Annotated in this window: 12 protein-coding genes; 6 read left to right on the top strand and 6 right to left on the bottom strand. The window is 67.4% G+C overall.

What is annotated here, in order from left to right; all coding sequences use genetic code 11:
- The first annotated feature begins 251 nt into the window (after positions 1-251).
- Together BCO18175_RS19040 and BCO18175_RS19045 are read left to right on the top strand one after the other, a co-directional pair.
- The gene (locus tag BCO18175_RS19040; RefSeq protein WP_174983162.1) at positions 252-1,682 is read left to right on the top strand and encodes a purine-cytosine permease family protein; all 1,431 of its coding nucleotides are present in this window, start codon (positions 252-254) and stop codon (positions 1,680-1,682) included.
- A gap of 160 nt (positions 1,683-1,842) precedes the next feature.
- Entirely contained in the window at positions 1,843-2,913 is a 1,071-nt protein-coding gene (locus tag BCO18175_RS19045) for a porin (RefSeq protein ID WP_174983164.1), read from the top strand.
- Positions 2,914-2,971: 58 nt separating this feature from the next.
- Here the strand turns inward: BCO18175_RS19045 and BCO18175_RS19050 are convergent, their stop codons facing one another.
- Complete coding sequence (locus BCO18175_RS19050) at positions 2,972-3,928, bottom strand: LysR family transcriptional regulator (RefSeq protein WP_174983166.1); 957 nt, start codon at positions 3,926-3,928, stop codon at positions 2,972-2,974.
- Positions 3,929-4,118: 190 nt separating this feature from the next.
- On the opposite strand from BCO18175_RS19050, the gene BCO18175_RS19055 reads away from it, so the two are divergent.
- The 4 genes from BCO18175_RS19055 (at position 4,119) to BCO18175_RS19070 (ending at position 8,209) form a co-directional block, all read left to right on the top strand.
- Positions 4,119-5,429 carry an MFS transporter gene (locus BCO18175_RS19055; protein ID WP_174915224.1) on the top strand — a complete coding sequence of 437 codons (1,311 nt, stop codon included), beginning with the start codon at positions 4,119-4,121 and terminating at the stop codon, positions 5,427-5,429.
- A gap of 31 nt (positions 5,430-5,460) precedes the next feature.
- Positions 5,461-6,744 (top strand): Zn-dependent hydrolase, encoded by a 1,284-nt coding sequence (locus tag BCO18175_RS19060; protein WP_174983167.1) that lies wholly within the window; start codon positions 5,461-5,463, stop codon positions 6,742-6,744.
- A 41-nt stretch (positions 6,745-6,785) separates the two neighbouring features.
- Positions 6,786-7,808: a histone deacetylase family protein gene (locus tag BCO18175_RS19065; protein WP_174983169.1), complete on the top strand. Its 1,023-nt coding sequence runs from the start codon at positions 6,786-6,788 to the stop codon at positions 7,806-7,808.
- A 104-nt stretch (positions 7,809-7,912) separates the two neighbouring features.
- Positions 7,913-8,209, top strand: a complete 297-nt coding sequence (locus tag BCO18175_RS19070) for a hypothetical protein (RefSeq protein ID WP_174983171.1) — start codon at positions 7,913-7,915, stop codon at positions 8,207-8,209.
- Between the two features lie 41 nt (positions 8,210-8,250).
- On the opposite strand, the gene BCO18175_RS19075 is transcribed toward BCO18175_RS19070, so the two are convergent.
- The 5 genes from BCO18175_RS19075 to BCO18175_RS19095 form a co-directional block, all read right to left on the bottom strand.
- Positions 8,251-9,213 (bottom strand): Csu type fimbrial protein, encoded by a 963-nt coding sequence (locus BCO18175_RS19075; protein WP_174983173.1) that lies wholly within the window; start codon positions 9,211-9,213, stop codon positions 8,251-8,253.
- Positions 9,210-11,594 carry a fimbria/pilus outer membrane usher protein gene (locus tag BCO18175_RS19080; RefSeq protein ID WP_174983175.1) on the bottom strand — a complete coding sequence of 795 codons (2,385 nt, stop codon included), beginning with the start codon at positions 11,592-11,594 and terminating at the stop codon, positions 9,210-9,212. Before BCO18175_RS19080 ends, BCO18175_RS19075 begins: the two co-directional genes overlap by 4 nt.
- 7 nt (positions 11,595-11,601) lie before the next feature.
- Positions 11,602-12,321 (bottom strand): fimbrial biogenesis chaperone, encoded by a 720-nt coding sequence (locus tag BCO18175_RS19085; RefSeq protein WP_174983177.1) that lies wholly within the window; start codon positions 12,319-12,321, stop codon positions 11,602-11,604.
- A 15-nt stretch (positions 12,322-12,336) separates the two neighbouring features.
- Positions 12,337-12,840 carry a Csu type fimbrial protein gene (locus BCO18175_RS19090; RefSeq protein ID WP_174983179.1) on the bottom strand — a complete coding sequence of 168 codons (504 nt, stop codon included), beginning with the start codon at positions 12,838-12,840 and terminating at the stop codon, positions 12,337-12,339.
- A gap of 578 nt (positions 12,841-13,418) precedes the next feature.
- Positions 13,419-14,624 (bottom strand): MFS transporter, encoded by a 1,206-nt coding sequence (locus BCO18175_RS19095; protein WP_174983181.1) that lies wholly within the window; start codon positions 14,622-14,624, stop codon positions 13,419-13,421.
- Positions 14,625-14,884: the final 260 nt, after the last annotated feature.

A 14,884-nucleotide genomic window follows, 5' to 3' on the forward strand; every position in this document is an offset into this window, starting at 1 on the left:
CATTATTCGGACAATTTCGACAATCAGCCGATACCGGGTAATCACCGATACCTCACAAGTTGTATATACAAGATCATCCGCTGGCAATGTCGGCACACGTCGTGCCGCTTGCGCGCCAGTGCGCAGACCGTGCGTGCGTGGCGCATGCCGGCGATCCACGGCGCCCCGCACCCGCCGAGCCGAAAGGGCGGCTCGCAGCTTCCTGTCTCGTTCAAACCATTTGTGATCCTGAGTATTTTGGAGATTTCCCCGTGTCAACGAATCCCAGTGGAAAAGCCGGCGGCCTGATCGAAGTACGTTCGATCGACTTCATTCCCGACGCCGAGCGCCACGGCGGCTTGATGAGCCAGTTCACGCTGTGGCTGTCGGCCAACATGCAGATCACGGCCATCGTCACGGGCGCACTCGCCGTCGTGCTGGGCGGCGACGTGTTCTGGTCGCTGGTCGCGCTGCTGCTCGGCCAGTTCATCGGCGGCGGCGTGATGGCGTTGCACGGTGCGCAGGGGCCGCAGCTCGGGCTGCCGCAGATGATCTCGAGCCGCGTGCAGTTCGGCGTGTACGGCGCGATGATCCCGATCGTGCTCGTGTGCCTGATGTACATCGGCTTTTCCGCAAGCGGTTCGGTGCTGGCCGGGCAGGCCGTCGCGCAACTGCTGCATATCGACGATGCGGCCGGCATCCTGCTGTTCGCGGCCGTGATCGTCGTGCTGACCGTGTTCGGCTATCGCGCGATTCACGCCGTCGGCCGGATCGCGAGCGTGGTCGGCATCGCCGCGTTCGTCTACATGTTCACGCAGCTGTTCGCGAACCACGACATCGGTGCGCTGCTCGCGAACAAGCATTTCTCGCTCGCAAGCTTCCTGCTGTCGATGTCGCTGTCCGCGTCGTGGCAGATCGCGTTCGGCCCGTACGTCGCCGACTATTCGCGCTACCTGCCGCGTTCCACGTCGTCGGTCGCGACGTTCTTTGCGGTCGGCCTGGGCTCGGTGATCGGCGCGCAGGCGGCGATGGTGTTCGGCGTGTTCGCGGCAGCACTTGCCGGCAGCCAGTTCGCGCACCACGAAGTGTCGTATATCGTCGGTCTCGGCTCGACGGGCGCCGTGGCCGCGCTGCTGTACTTCAGCATCGCGTTCGGCAAGGTGACGGTGACGGCGCTCAACGCGTACGGCAGCTTCATGTCGATGGCGACGATCGTCAGCGGCTTTCGCGGCAAGCACGCCGTGTCGTCGAGGAGCCGCCTCGTCTACATCTTCGGGATGATCTGCGTATCGACGCTCATCGCGCTCGCGGGCCGCCATTCGTTCCTGAAGGAGTTCACCGCGTTCATCCTGTTCCTGCTTGCGTTCTTCACGCCGTGGAGCGCGATCAACCTGGTCGACTACTACTGCTTCACGCGCTCGCGCTACGACGTGCCGGCGCTGTCCAATCCGGACGGCCGCTACGGCCGCTGGAACGTGATGGCGATCACGATCTACGTGGTCGGCATCCTCGTGCAGTTGCCGTTCATGTCGACGCACATCTACACGGGGCCGCTCGTCGACGCGCTCGGCGGCACCGACATCTCGTGGATTCTCGGCCTCGTCGTGCCGGCCGTGCTGTATTACATCGGTGCGCGCGCGTCGCGCCGCAGCATTCCCGAACGCCTGATCCTGCCGCTCGAACGCGGCGAAGTTCACCACTGACGACACGTCACGCGCATCGGGCCGGCGGGCTGCCGGCCTGACTGTCGCGCGAGCCGGGCGCTGCCTGCGCCGGGCTTCTCCCCACGTTTCCTTTCCCGCGATACCGGTGCGGCGCGACTGCCGCATGCGGTGTCGTTTCATTCTCTGACTATTGAATAGTATGACTAAACAAATGACAGCCCGCGGAAGCGATTCCCGGGCGCGGATGGTGCACGCCGGTTTTCGCGTGACGGTCGCGGTGGCGTGCGTCGCCGGACCGGGCGCCGCGTTCGCGCAGGACGGCGTCACGCTGTACGGCGTGATCGACGAGTTCGCGCAGTACGTGAATACGGGCAACGGCTACACGGCGGCGATCAATTCGGGCGGCCAGTGGGGCAGCCGGTTCGGGCTGAAGGGCGGCGAGGATATCGGCGGCGGGCAGAAGATCGAGTTCGCGCTGGAGAACGGCTTCAACCCGAACGACGGCTCGCTGGCGAGTTCCGGCAGCATGTTCAACCGGCAGGCGTGGGTCGGCATCGCGGGGCAGTGGGGCAAGGTGCGCGCGGGCCGCCAGAATTCGCCGCTGTTCAACGACCAGGGCGGGCAGGATGCGTTCGGCGGCGTCACGCAGGCGTCCGGCATGGACAACCTGACCGTGTTCGCGTACCGCACCAGCAATACGCTGTCGTACCAGAGCCCGGAGATCGCGGGCTTCCAGGGCGGGCTGTACTTCGGGTTCGGCGATGCGGGCGGCGTGCGCTCGGCAGGCTCCAGCCAGCAGTTCGACCTGACCTACGAACACGGGCCGTTCGGCGCGTTCGTCGCGGGCCAGTGGCTGAAGAACGCGACGGCGGCCACGACCGATCGCACGATCATGGCCGGCGCGTCGTACGAGATCGGCAAGGCAACCGTGTACGGCGGCTTCTCCTCGGTGAAGTGGGCCGATTTCGGCATCGATTCGCGCGTGTACGGGCTGTCGGTCAAATACCAGTTCAATCCCGCGAACTACTTGGCGCTCGGCTACGCGTACCTGCACGACCAGTCGTCGCAAGGCAACAATGCGGACCAGCTCGGGCTGATGTACGAGTACGACCTGTCGAAGCGCACGAGCTTCTACGGCGCGCTGTCGTACCTGCGCAACCGCAACCAGGCCGGCTATACGCTCGCCGGTGCGGCGAACCCCGGCCTGCCGCTCGCGTATCCGGGTGCGAATGCACGCGGCGTGCAGCTCGGCATCGTGCATCGGTTCTGACGAGGCCGACGCGCCGGGCCGTGCGCGCCCGGCGCATTTCACGGGCGCGTTCGCGCCGCTACTTCCCCAGCCGCTTCGCGAGCGAATAGCGCTGCATGCAGCGCTCCATCGCGTCGAGAAACGCGTGCTCGGCCGCGTTCATCTTGCGGTCGCGATGCCACAGCAGGAACACGTCGACATCGACGAGCCCGTCGTCGGGCGGCAGCCGCCACAGCCGCTGCTGCGCGATGTCGTCGCGCACGATGTGCTCGGGCAGGCAGCCGATTCCGTAGCCGGCGAAGATCAGCCGCCGCACTTCCTCGAGGCTCGGCGACGACGCGACGATGCGCCCCGTGAAGCCCTTCTGGTCGCGAAACACGGTGAGCGGCGACAGGCTGTCGCCGATCTGGTCGCTCGTGAACGACACGAAATTCTCCGCGAGCAGATCGTCCATCCGCAGCTGCGTCTGCCCGAACAGCCGGTGATGGCGGCCGCAGTAGATCGCATAGCGCTGGCGCAGGAAGCAGCGCATCTCCAGCTTGTCGTGCGGCGTGCGGCACAGGCCGAGCCCCGCCGTGGCCGTCTTCTGCAGCAGTGAGGACAGAATGTCCGACGAGCGCATCACTTCGATCTGCAGGTCGATGCGCGGATACGCGCGATGGAATTCCGCAAGGAATTCATCGTAGACGGGCGACTCGATGCGGCTCACCGTCAGGAGCCGGATCGAACCGGTCAGGTCGGCCGTGCTGTCGTCGATTTCGGTTTCTAGGCGCGAGATGCCGCCGTAGATGTCGCTCGCGATCCGGTAGACGGCTTCGCCGGCCGGCGTCGGCGCGAAGTGCGTGCCGCGCCGCTCGATCAGCTTGCGCTCGAGCGTGTCCTCGAGCCGCCGCAATGCCTGGCTCACGGCCGGCTGCGTGACGTGCAGGCGCGCGGCCGCGCGGCTCACGCTGCGCTCCTGGATGATCACCAGATACGTGCGCAACAGGTTCCAGTCGAGGCGGTCGTTCAGGAACGGGGCGAGGTCGGGGCGCATCGGGTCTCCGGGCGAGGCGTCAAGGCTGACATTAGTTGAATTTATACGGTGAATAATAACTTGAAATTTGACTAATGATTTGCGGTCGCCGATAAAGGAGGGGTGCCGCAGCGTGCGGCGCAAGGCCGCGACAGACGGCCGTCACACGATATTGCGCGTCGCTCCGCAGCGGCGCGCGTCAGGAGCCCGCATGACCCAGTCCCTTCCTTCCGCCCGCCAGCCGGGACGCGCCGCGACGGCCGCGTTCATCGGCACGATGATCGAGTGGTACGACTTCTACATCTACGCGACCGCCGCCGCGCTCGTGTTCGGCGAACTCTATTTCCCGTCGCATGACCGCTTCGTCAGCACGATGGCGTCGTTCGCGACGTTCGCGGTCGGCTTCTTCGCGCGGCCGCTCGGCGGCGTGATCTTCGGCCACCTCGGCGATCGCATCGGCCGCAAGAAGGCGCTGATGACGACGCTGATGATGATGGGCGTCGCGACCGTCTGCGTCGGGCTGCTGCCCGATTATTCGAAGGTCGGCATGCTCGCGCCGGTGCTGCTCGTCGCACTGCGCGTGGTGCAGGGGATCGCGGTCGGCGGCGAATGGGGCGGCGCGGTGCTGATGGCGGGCGAGCATGCGCCGCAGGGGCGCCGCACGTTCTTCGCGTCGTTCGCGCAGCTCGGCAGTCCGGCGGGGCTGATCCTGTCGCTGATCGCGTTTCGCGCGGTCACGTCGATGGACAAGGCCGACTTCCTCGCGTGGGGCTGGCGCCTGCCGTTTCTCGCGAGTTCGGTGCTGCTCGTGGTCGGCATCCTGATCCGCCTCGGCGTGAACGAGTCGCCGGAATTCGCACGCGTGAAGGAAACCAACCGCACGGTGAAGCTGCCGGTCGCGGAAGTGTTCCGCTCCGCATCGGGGCTCGTGGCGCTCTGCATCGGCGCGAACACGATCGGCATCGCGGGCGTCTATTTCACGAACACGTTCATGATCGCGTACACGACGCAGTACGTCGGTGTCTCGCGATCGCTCATTCTCGACAGCCTGTTCGTGGTCGCGATCATCCAGTTCGTCGCGCAGCCGATCGCCGCGTGGACCGCCGAGCGCATCGGCGGCGCGCGCTTCCTGAAGCTCGCGGCGCTGCTCGCGATGCTGTCGCCGTATCCGATGTTCATGCTCGTGCAGGGCGGCACGTCCGCGTCGCTGATCGCCGGTATCGCGCTCGCGGTGGTCTGCATGGCCGGTTTCTATTCGGTGATCGCGGGTTTCGTCAGCGATGTGTTTCCCGCGCACGTGCGCTATTCGGCGATCTCGCTCGCCTACCAGATCTGCGGCGCGATCGCGGGCGGGCTGACGCCGCTCGTCGGCACGTGGCTCGCGCATCGCTTCGCGGGCCAGTGGTGGCCGCTCGCGGTGTTCTACACGTGTCTTGCCGGCATCTCACTGCTTTGCATCGTCGCGCTCGACGCGCGCCGCGCGGCACGGCCGGCCGCCGCCGAAGCGCTCGGCTCGCAGTGAACCTCAACGAACGAATTCATCCGGAGTGCACATGAAAGACCTGCTGGAAATCGACGGCGCCCGTTTGTGGCAGAGCCTGGCGGACATGGCGCGCGTCGGCGCGACGCCGCGCGGCGGTGTGCGGCGCCTCGCGCTCACCGAAGACGACCGTCGCGGGCGCGACCTGTTCGCGCAGTGGTGCCGCGACGCGGGGATGACGGTGAGCGTCGACGCGGTCGGCAACCTGTTCGCGCGGCGCGACGGCACCGATGCGCAGGCTGCGCCGGTGCTGATCGGCAGCCATCTCGACACGCAGCCCGAAGGCGGCCGCTTCGACGGCGTCTATGGCGTGCTCGCCGCGCTCGAACTCGTGCGCACGCTGAACGACGCAGGCATCGCGACCGGCAAGCCGCTCGAGATCGTGTCGTGGACCAACGAGGAGGGCGCGCGCTTCGCACCGGCGATGCTCGGCTCGGCCGTGTTCACGGGCGCATTGCCGCTCGACGATGCGCTCGCGAAGCAGGACGCCGATGGCGTCACGCTCGGCGCGGCCCTCGATGCATGCGGCTATCGCGGCACGCGTGCGACGGGCGGTGCGGTCGATGCGTACTTCGAAGCGCATATCGAACAGGGCCCCGTGCTCGAAGCGAACGGCACGACGATCGGCATCGTCACGGGCGGGCAGGCGATCCGCTGGCTCGACGTGACGGTGACGGGCGTGGCCGCGCACGCCGGCACGACACCGATGCCGTATCGCAAGGACGCGTATTTCGCGAGCGCGCAGATGGCGCTCGAACTCGAACGGATCGTCGCCGGTTATGCGCCGCGTGGGCTTGCGACGATCGGGCAACTCGGCATCCGCAACGCATCGCGCAACACCATTGCCGGCGATGTGACGTTCACGGTCGACCTTCGCCATCACGACGACGCGCAAGTCGATGCGATGGAGCGTGAATTGCGCGATGCGTGCGCACGTGTCGCCGCCGCGCGTGGCGTGCAGGTCGCGGTTGAAACCTGCTGGCGCAGCCCGGCGACGCCGTTCGATCGCGACTGCGTCGAGCAGGTCGCGCAGGCCGCCGCCGCGTTCGGCTATACGAACGAGCGGATCGTCAGCGGCGCCGGGCACGACGCGATCCTGCTCGCGCGTAGCGTTCCGACCGCGATGGTGTTCATTCCGTGCGTCGATGGCCTGTCGCACAACGAAGCCGAGGATGCGCTGCCCGACGACGTGACGCGCGGCACGAACGTGCTGCTTCATGCGGTGCTCGCGCGCGCCGGCGTTGACGCGGATGTCGAAGCGGGCGTTGCTGTGGCGACCACCATGCAGGATGCGTGACGCGGCGAACCGATAAATCGAAAAACCGACGAGGTCGAACGATGAAAACCTATTTCCATCCCGAGCAGTTGCTGCACCATCCGCGCAGCTACCTGTCGCGCGGCCAGATGCGTGAACCGCAGGAAGTGCCCGAGCGCGCGGCGCGGCTCGTCGCGGCCGTCCGGTCGCTCGACTTCGACGTGCGCGAGCCGGCCGACCGAGGCACTGCACCAATCGCGGCCGTGCACGACATGAACTACCTGCGCTTCCTGGAAGAAGCGCATCGCGACTGGAAGCAGATGCCCGACGACTGGGGCGACGAAGTGATGTCGAACGTGTTCGTGCGCGACCCGAACCCGCTGCGCGGCGTGCTCGCGAAAGCCGCGCGCTACCTCGCCGACGGCAGTTGCCCGGTCGGTGCGAACACGTGGCGCGCCGCGTACTGGTCCGCGCAGGGCGCGCTGGCGGCTGCGGCCGACGTCAACGACGGCGCGCGCGAGGCGTACGCGCTGTGCCGGCCACCCGGCCATCACGCACGCCGCGACGCGGCCGGCGGCTTCTGCTACCTGAACAATGCCGCGATCGCCGCGCAGTCGCTGCTCGGCCGCCATCGCCGGGTGGCGATCCTCGACACCGACATGCATCACGGGCAGGGCGTGCAGGAGATTTTCTACGGCCGCGACGACGTGCTGTACGTGTCGATCCACGGCGACCCGACCAACTTCTACCCGGTCGTCGCGGGCTATGAGGAGGAGACGGGTACGGGGGCCGGTGACGGTTTCAACCTCAACCTGCCGATGCCGCACGGCGCACCGGAGTCGGCGTTCTTCGAGCGGCTCGACGATGCGCTGCGCGCGCTCGCGCGGTTCCAGCCCGATGCGCTCGTACTCGCGCTCGGCTTCGATATCTACAAGGACGATCCGCAATCGAAGGTGACCGTCACGACCGAGGGTTTCGGGCGGCTCGGCGGCGCGATCGGCGCACTCGGGTTGCCGACGGTGATCGTGCAGGAAGGCGGCTATCACCTCGACAGCCTCGACGCGAATGCGCGTGCGTTTTTCGGCGGGTTCGCCGCCGCGCGCTGACCGGCGCGGCAGGGTGCGACCGCGTGCGTGCGGTTGCAGGTTTTCCGCACGCACGCCGATAATTCGTGCCTATGCTGAATGAATGCACGAAGGAGAGCCGCACGATGACAGCAGACCAAATCAGACGCGGTGCGATCGCGCTCGCGCTCGCCGCGCCGGGCGTCGGGTCGCTCGCGAACGCGACGGAGCCCTCGATTCCGCTGCGCGTCAGTCTCACCATTCCGGAAACCTGCACGATCGGCACCGGCGAGTCGCAGGGCGCCGCCGATGCCGGCATGCCGCGCGTCAGTTGCGTGCACGGCACGCCGTTCGTGCTCAGCCACGCGCCGCTGCCCGATGTGCGATCGGCGCCGCGCAGCGTCGGCGCGGGCGCACCGCCCGCATGGACCGTCACGTTCTGAACGGCGCGCGCGGCGCGTGCGCTCGCTCATGCCGCTGAACGCTAGAAACTGATCGTCGCAGTGATCATGTCGCTGTAGTTGCCGGGCGCGGGCGTGGTCTGGGCCGGCACCGCGCCGTACACGGTCACGACCTGCGACGTGCCGGTGCCGACACCCGTGACCGTCGCGCTGCCGCCCGTGCCGTCGCCCCATGCGACCGAGTGCGTGGCGTCCGTGTAAAGCCCGTAGCCGATCGTGCCGCCACCGCTGCTGCGCTGCATCTGACGCGCCGTCACGTTGCCGCTGTTGCCGCCGCTCAGCGCGATTTTCCACGCGTCGCCGTTGGTGCACTGCGCGGTGATCGTACCCGTTGCCGCGAGTGTGCCCGACAGCAGGCTCGCGGTGCCGAAGCTGACGTTGGTCGCGTTGATGTTGCAATTGTTGATGACGTTGGCGGTCGCGCTGAACGGGAAGGTTCCGTTCGATGTCGTCAGCGACGCGCAGGTTGGCGCACCGAGCAGGTAGAACCCGGCGTTGATCGATGTCGTGGTGCCGCCGAACGTCTGCGAGTAGGTCGTCGTGCTGTTGCCGGTCGTCGGCACGGTCGGCTGGTTCCCGGTGATCTGTCCGTACACGGTGACCGTCGCGGACGCGCTCGTGCCGAGCGCCGGTTTGACGAGCGTGACGGACGCCGGCGTCGTGCCGGAATACACGGAGCCCCACGCGACCGAATGCCCGCCGTCGAGATAGAGGTCGTACTGCATTGCGTTGCTGCCGTTGACGAGGCTGCGCGGGCTCGTGCCGCCGAGATTCAGGCATACGACCACGTTCGGCGTCAGCGAGACGGTCGACCACGTGCAGGTGATGCCGACCGTGCCGGTCACGGCGACCGGCGCGTTCGAGATCGGGCTGACCGAGCCGAAGCTCACGTCCGATGCGGTGGCCGTGCAGCTTTCGGCCTGTGCGTGACGGGGCGAGCCGAACCACGCGACGAAGGCAACGAGGACCAGCAGCGCGAGCCTCATGGCGCGGCCCGGCAGGTGAGGGGCCCGATGGTCGGCAGTGTGCCGTTGCCGGGCGCGGTGAACGCAAAGTCCGCGACGCAGCGTTGCGTGCCGTAGTCGATCACGAGGTGGTTGTCCTCCTTCAGTCCGTCGATGAACGTGAGCCCGCCGTAGCCGACGATCGTATCCGCGCCGCTTTCGGCGTGATGCACGCGCGCACCGGCCGGCAGCGGGCGGCCCGTGGCGTCGCGCAGGATCACCGACGCCGCGCGATAGCGCGACACGCCGAACTGCGCGACGACGCCCGATTGCGCCTGCGGCACGACCGTCATCGACGTGCGGGTGATCCGCGCATCGGCGGGCAGCTTCATCGAGTCGATCGCGATCTGGTTGTTCTGGTACGCGTTCAGGTCGGGCACGAGCAGGTGCCCCGCGCGATCGGTCGTGCCGATCACGCGGTTTTCGTGCAGCACCGGAATGCCCGGGACGCCATCGGTCGATACCAGCGCGAAACCGTCGTAGATGCGACGCGACAACTGCACGCTGCTGTCCATGAACACCAGCGCGCCGCTGACGTCGAGCGATGCGCCGGTCTGGCGGTCGATGTTCTGCGCGGCCGCGATGACTTCGCCCGCATGACCGAGATAGCGGACTTGTGCCTGCCGGTAGGGCACCGCGCCCGTGCCGCCCGTCTGCACGCCCCAGCCCCAACCGCCGCCGTAGTCGGGCGGACGGCTCGCGTCGACGGTGTAGTTCGACTGGCCGCGCTGGCGCCCGACGGTCGTATTGATCGACGTGTTGCGCCCGAGCCCGATGTTCAGCGACAAGAACGCGCCGTTCGTGCCCTGCTGCGCGAAGTCGCGGTACGCGCTCACGCTCAGCGACGCGAGATCGCCGAAGCTCAGCGTGTACGACACCGTGCCGATGCGCGTGCTCGGGCCTTGCGGCAGCCGGAAGCCGATATAGCTGAGCGACAGCGTCTGGCGGTGCATGAACGGCAGCGCGAGCGTTGCCTGGTCGGTCGCCGCGGGCACCGTCGCGCCGTCGCGCGAGGCGAGATCGCCGTAGCGGCCGAACGCGCGGATCGTCTGCGCGTTGATCGAGAAGCGCGGTGCGATCAACTGGTAGCCGACGCTCACCTGCGTACCCGGATAGCGGCCGGCGCTGCCTGCGACCGCGCCGCTCACGACGCCCGCGTTGCCGAGCCGCAGCAGCGCGCCGACGCCGGTGTTGAGCACGCGGCCGGTCGCTTCCGCGTGCCCCTCGACGGTCAGCGCATCGGTCACGCCGCGCCGCATCGAGCCGCTGACGGCCGGCCGCGCGTCGTAGTCGAACGACTGCAGCCCGTAGTTGCGGCGCAGGAAGCCGGCTTCGAACGAATAGCTCGACAGCCCGGCGGACAGCATGCGCGTATCGACGTAGAGCGGCACGGACGTCGCGACGGTGCGCCCGAGCGCGTCGCGCGTGATGACGGTCGCCTGGCCGGCGCCCGTGATGCCCGGCACGTCGTGGATGATGAACGGGCCGCTCGGCACGTTGCCGGTGTACTGGCGCACGTTGTTGATGTACAGGTCGACCGCCGACGGTACGGCGGCGGAGCCCGCGAGCGACGGGATCGGGAACGTCACGAGATCGGGCCGCAGCGCGAAGTTGCTGCGCCACTGGAGGCCGCCGAGGCGCACCGAGCGCGTCCACGCGAGCGATCCCGAGATCGTGTCGCCGATCTGTGTCGTGCTCGGCCGTGCCGGGTCCGAGCGGCTCCATGACGTATCGAAGCGCGTGTAGCGCCGGCGTCCGTTATAGAAGGTCGCGACGCCCGTGGTGTCGAACACGCCGCCCGGATCGAAGTAGCGCACGTCGGTGTAGAGCGAGTACTGCCGGTCGCCGAGCGTCTGCGCGTACGCCTCGTAGTTGATCGCGACGCCGCGCGACGCGCTGGCCGCCTGCGTGGGCCGCAACGCGCGGCTGTCGACCGCGTACGGCCGGCGCAGCGTGTCGGGCATCTGCAGGTCGACGCTCTGGTGCGCCGCGTCGTAGCGGTAGCGCAGGCCGGGAATCGTGTCGAGGTCGACCGTCGTCGCGTCGGCGATGCCGAGCCGGTCGGTCGCGACGCCGATCGTGTGCAGGTCGGCGCCGCTTGCCGACAGGCGGCCGTCGCGTTCGCGGAAGTGCGCGAGCAGCGTCGTGTTCTCGCCGTTGACGCTGACTTCGAGGATCACGTCGTGCGTGCTGTCGGTCATCACGAGTGCCGTGGGTTCATCCGCGCGTGCGCAGCCGAGCGCGAGCAGGCCGCCGGCCACGACGGCCGCGAGCACGGCGCGCGGCGAACGGAACGGCGTCCTGCGTCCGTTGGCCGGACGCGTGCCGGCGCGTGGCGAAGGGGGAGAGGCCGGGCGGCGCACCGGCGGTCTAGCCCGGCGGCTCCACCGTGACGACCGCACTGGCCGGCTGCGAATTGACGGCCGCTCGCACCGTGACCTTGCCGCCGAGCGTGACGCCGGCCGGCAGCGGCACGCTCCACTGGCCCGTGCGCCCCGCGAGCGCATAGCCGAGCAGGCCGTGCGTGAGCGGATACGTGCGGCCGTCGCCGGTCACGAGTTCGACCGATGCCAGTTGCGCGCGCCGCGTGCCGCCGTTGCGCACCCGCAGCACCCAGCCGCCGTTGCCGCGCAGCAGCGCCCAGTCGAGCTGCGGCGCGCCGTTGGTCGCCGGCTCGACGAACACCGGAATCGAATAGCGTAGCCGGATCGCCACGCCGTTGGCCGGTGTTTCGCCGGGCTGCGGCAGCTCGTCGATCAGCAGCCGGTAGGTCTGCTCGGCGTCGGCAGGCGTGCGCGATGCGCGCACGACGCGGATCAGTTGTTCGGACTGCGTGCCGACTTGGATGAGCGGCGGGCTGGCCATCAGATCCTGGGTGGGCGTCAGCGTGTCCTGGCCGTCGGCCTGGTCCCAGCGGAACACGCGCACCTGCCCGTACACGGGGCGCTCGCCCGGATTGCGCAGCGTGATGCCGGTGGCCGTGTCGTCGGTGCTGAATTCGATCGTGACCGGGGAAATCTGCAGCGACGCGGCGTGCGCGGCGCTGGCAGCACACAGCAATACGGCGAGCGTTCGACGGAATGCGAGCATGCGAAGCGGCGCCGGTCAGAAGTAGACGGTTGCGGTGACGGTCGTCTGATAGGTGTCCGGCTTCGGCGTCGCCTGCGTGGGCACCTGGCCGTAGACGGTAATTGACTGCGCGGAGCCCGTGCCGGTGCCGGCCACGGTGTCGGTGCCTTGCGTGTTGCCCCAGATCGTCGTGCGCCCGGCATCCTGGTAGAGCTGGAAGCCGACGGTCGTCGACGTGTTGCCGGTCGCCGTGCCGGCCATCAGCCGGCTTGAGACGGTCGACCCCGTGACCGTGCCCGCGTCGAGACCGACGTTGTACGGCGTCGTGTTGGTACAGGTGACGCTCACGGTCGTCTGCTGGTTGATCGCGGTGGCCAGCACCCCGCTGGTGCCGAAGGCGAGCGGGTTCGCGGCGATCGTGCAGTTCGGCTGCAGCGTCAGCGTGACGTTGAAGGTGGCGGTTGCGGTGCCGTTCGAATAGGTGGCGGCGTCGGCGGCGGGAATCGAAAGGCCGATTGACAGCGCGAGCGACAATGTCATGGAAGCGATGGCGACTTTCACACTGATCCCTCATCGATTGTTTTTTTCATTGGATTTATGCCGCGCTTCGCATGCCACGGTATCGCTGATGCTGATACGAATCGGCAAGTCTTTCAATCTTTAAATTTGCGCTGTTTCATTTTGTTACATTTGATCGGGGTATCGATTGAATAAAGCCGAGGAGCGTTGCGATTTCCGATTTTTTCGTGAGCGCTTTGAATGACATATTATCCCGCGGTGCAGCAATGGTGAGTAATTAATGCGGGGTTCGATACAATTTTTCGGCTGACTTGGCGAGTTGAATCGGCCCATGGGGAATGGGTAATTAATTCGCCGAATGAAATGGAAGGGGCAGGGAATGAATCATTCGAACGGATTGAATCGATTTCGGTATTCCGTAAATTAATTGAATCCGGGGTGCTGCGGGATTGGTGATTATTTTTGATTTATCAAGATTGAAGGGGTGTTGAATCGGAATTGATCGCTGAAAACGAAAATGGCCGCATTGCGCGGCCGTGAGCGTGAGTCGATATGGATCGGGGCTCCGGCATGCATCGCCGGCGCGCGACGTGTCGCGATTACGAATTCGCGGCGGCCGGTGCGCGGCGCTGCTGCGCGATCTGCAGGAAGACGAGCGCGAGTCCGGCCGCGGCGATCAGCCCGCCGACGATCGGCACGGCCGCATAACCGAAACCCGCCGAGATCGCCGCGCCGCCTGCGGCCGCGCCGAGCGCGTTGCCGAGGTTGAACGCGCCGATGTTGACGGCCGACGCGAGGCCCGGCGCTTCGTGGGCCGCCCGCATCACGCGCATCTGCAGCGGCGGCACGACCGCGAACGTCGCGATTCCCCACACGAGCAGCGTGACGGCGGCGCCGGCGTGCGTGCTGGCGAGCACCGGGAACGCGGCCATCGTGGCGATCAGCAACAGCAGGAAACCGATCAGCGTGCCGTCGAGCGAGCGGTCGGTCAGGCGACCGCCCGCGATGTTGCCGATCGAGAAGCCGACGCCGATCAGCACCAGCATCGCGGTCACGAAGCCGGGTGTCGCACCGGTCACGTGCTCGAGCGTCGGTGCGACATACGTGTAGAGCGTGAACATCGCGCCGGCGCCGAGCACGGTCGTCCCGAGTGCACCGAGCACGACGGGGCGCGTCAGCACCGAGAGTTCGGCGCGGAGGTCGGGCATCTTGCCGGCTTCGCCCTTCGGCAACGCGGCGAACAGCCCGGCGATCGCAACCAGCCCGAGGCCCGCGGTCGCCGCGAACGACATGCGCCAGCCGATGATCTGGCCGAGCCAGGTCGCGGCCGGCACGCCGCCGACGTTCGCGATCGTGAGGCCCATGAACATCGTCGCGACCGCGCTGGCCTGCTTTTCGCGCGGCACGAGGCTGGCCGCGACCACCGAGCCGAGCCCGAAGAATGCGCCGTGGTTGAGGCTCGTCACGAGACGGGCGAGCAGCAGCGTCGTGTAGCCCGGCGCGAACGCCGACAGCAGGTTGCCGATCGTGAAGATCGACATCAGCGCGATCAGCGCCGAGCGGCGCGACCAGCGCGCGAGCAGCAGCGTCATCAGCGGCGCGCCGACCATCACGCCGATCGCATAGGCGCTGATCAGCATGCCGGCTTGCGGAATCGATACGTGCACGCCGTCGGCGATCACGGGCAGCAGGCCCATCGGCGAGAACTCGGTCGTGCCGATGCCGAACGCACCGGCGGCGAGTGCCAGCAGCGGCAGCGCGGCGCTGCCGCCCGGGCGGGAAGGAGAGGAAGTCGTGGGGTTCACGCGATGAGCTCCTGTAGTCGAGGGACAAAGGCACGGGCCGTTGAGGACAGGACGAAGTGTGCCTGGATGACTTTTGCCGAAAAAGCCGTGTACGGACGAAATTATGTTGATTTCATCTCAACAATGCAGCGTGCGTGCGAAGCCCGTGTGCGGCACGGGCGAACGAGCGTCCTTTGCAAAAGTGGTTTGTCATGAAAAAGGTGCGGCGCTAGACCGGGAGATCGCGATCCATCGGCGCTTCGAGCCGGACTGATGGCCGA

The sequence above is a fragment of the Burkholderia lata genome (assembly GCF_902499335.1).
GTDB classification, from domain to species: domain Bacteria; phylum Pseudomonadota; class Gammaproteobacteria; order Burkholderiales; family Burkholderiaceae; genus Burkholderia; species Burkholderia lata_B.

Bases quoted from the DNA above. Each gene is read 5' to 3' on its own strand.
- BCO18175_RS19085 (WP_174983177.1), bottom strand. From the start codon at position 12,321: ATGCTCGCATTCCGTCGAACGCTCGCCGTATTGCTGTGTGCTGCCAGC.
- BCO18175_RS19070 (WP_174983171.1), top strand. From the start codon at position 7,913: ATGACAGCAGACCAAATCAGACGCGGTGCGATCGCGCTCGCGCTCGCC.
- BCO18175_RS19055 (WP_174915224.1), top strand. From the start codon at position 4,119: ATGACCCAGTCCCTTCCTTCCGCCCGCCAGCCGGGACGCGCCGCGACG.
- BCO18175_RS19050 (WP_174983166.1), bottom strand. From the start codon at position 3,928: ATGCGCCCCGACCTCGCCCCGTTCCTGAACGACCGCCTCGACTGGAAC.
- BCO18175_RS19060 (WP_174983167.1), top strand. From the start codon at position 5,461: ATGAAAGACCTGCTGGAAATCGACGGCGCCCGTTTGTGGCAGAGCCTG.
- BCO18175_RS19090 (WP_174983179.1), bottom strand. From the start codon at position 12,840: ATGACATTGTCGCTCGCGCTGTCAATCGGCCTTTCGATTCCCGCCGCC.
- BCO18175_RS19075 (WP_174983173.1), bottom strand. From the start codon at position 9,213: ATGAGGCTCGCGCTGCTGGTCCTCGTTGCCTTCGTCGCGTGGTTCGGC.
- BCO18175_RS19045 (WP_174983164.1), top strand. From the start codon at position 1,843: ATGACTAAACAAATGACAGCCCGCGGAAGCGATTCCCGGGCGCGGATG.
- BCO18175_RS19065 (WP_174983169.1), top strand. From the start codon at position 6,786: ATGAAAACCTATTTCCATCCCGAGCAGTTGCTGCACCATCCGCGCAGC.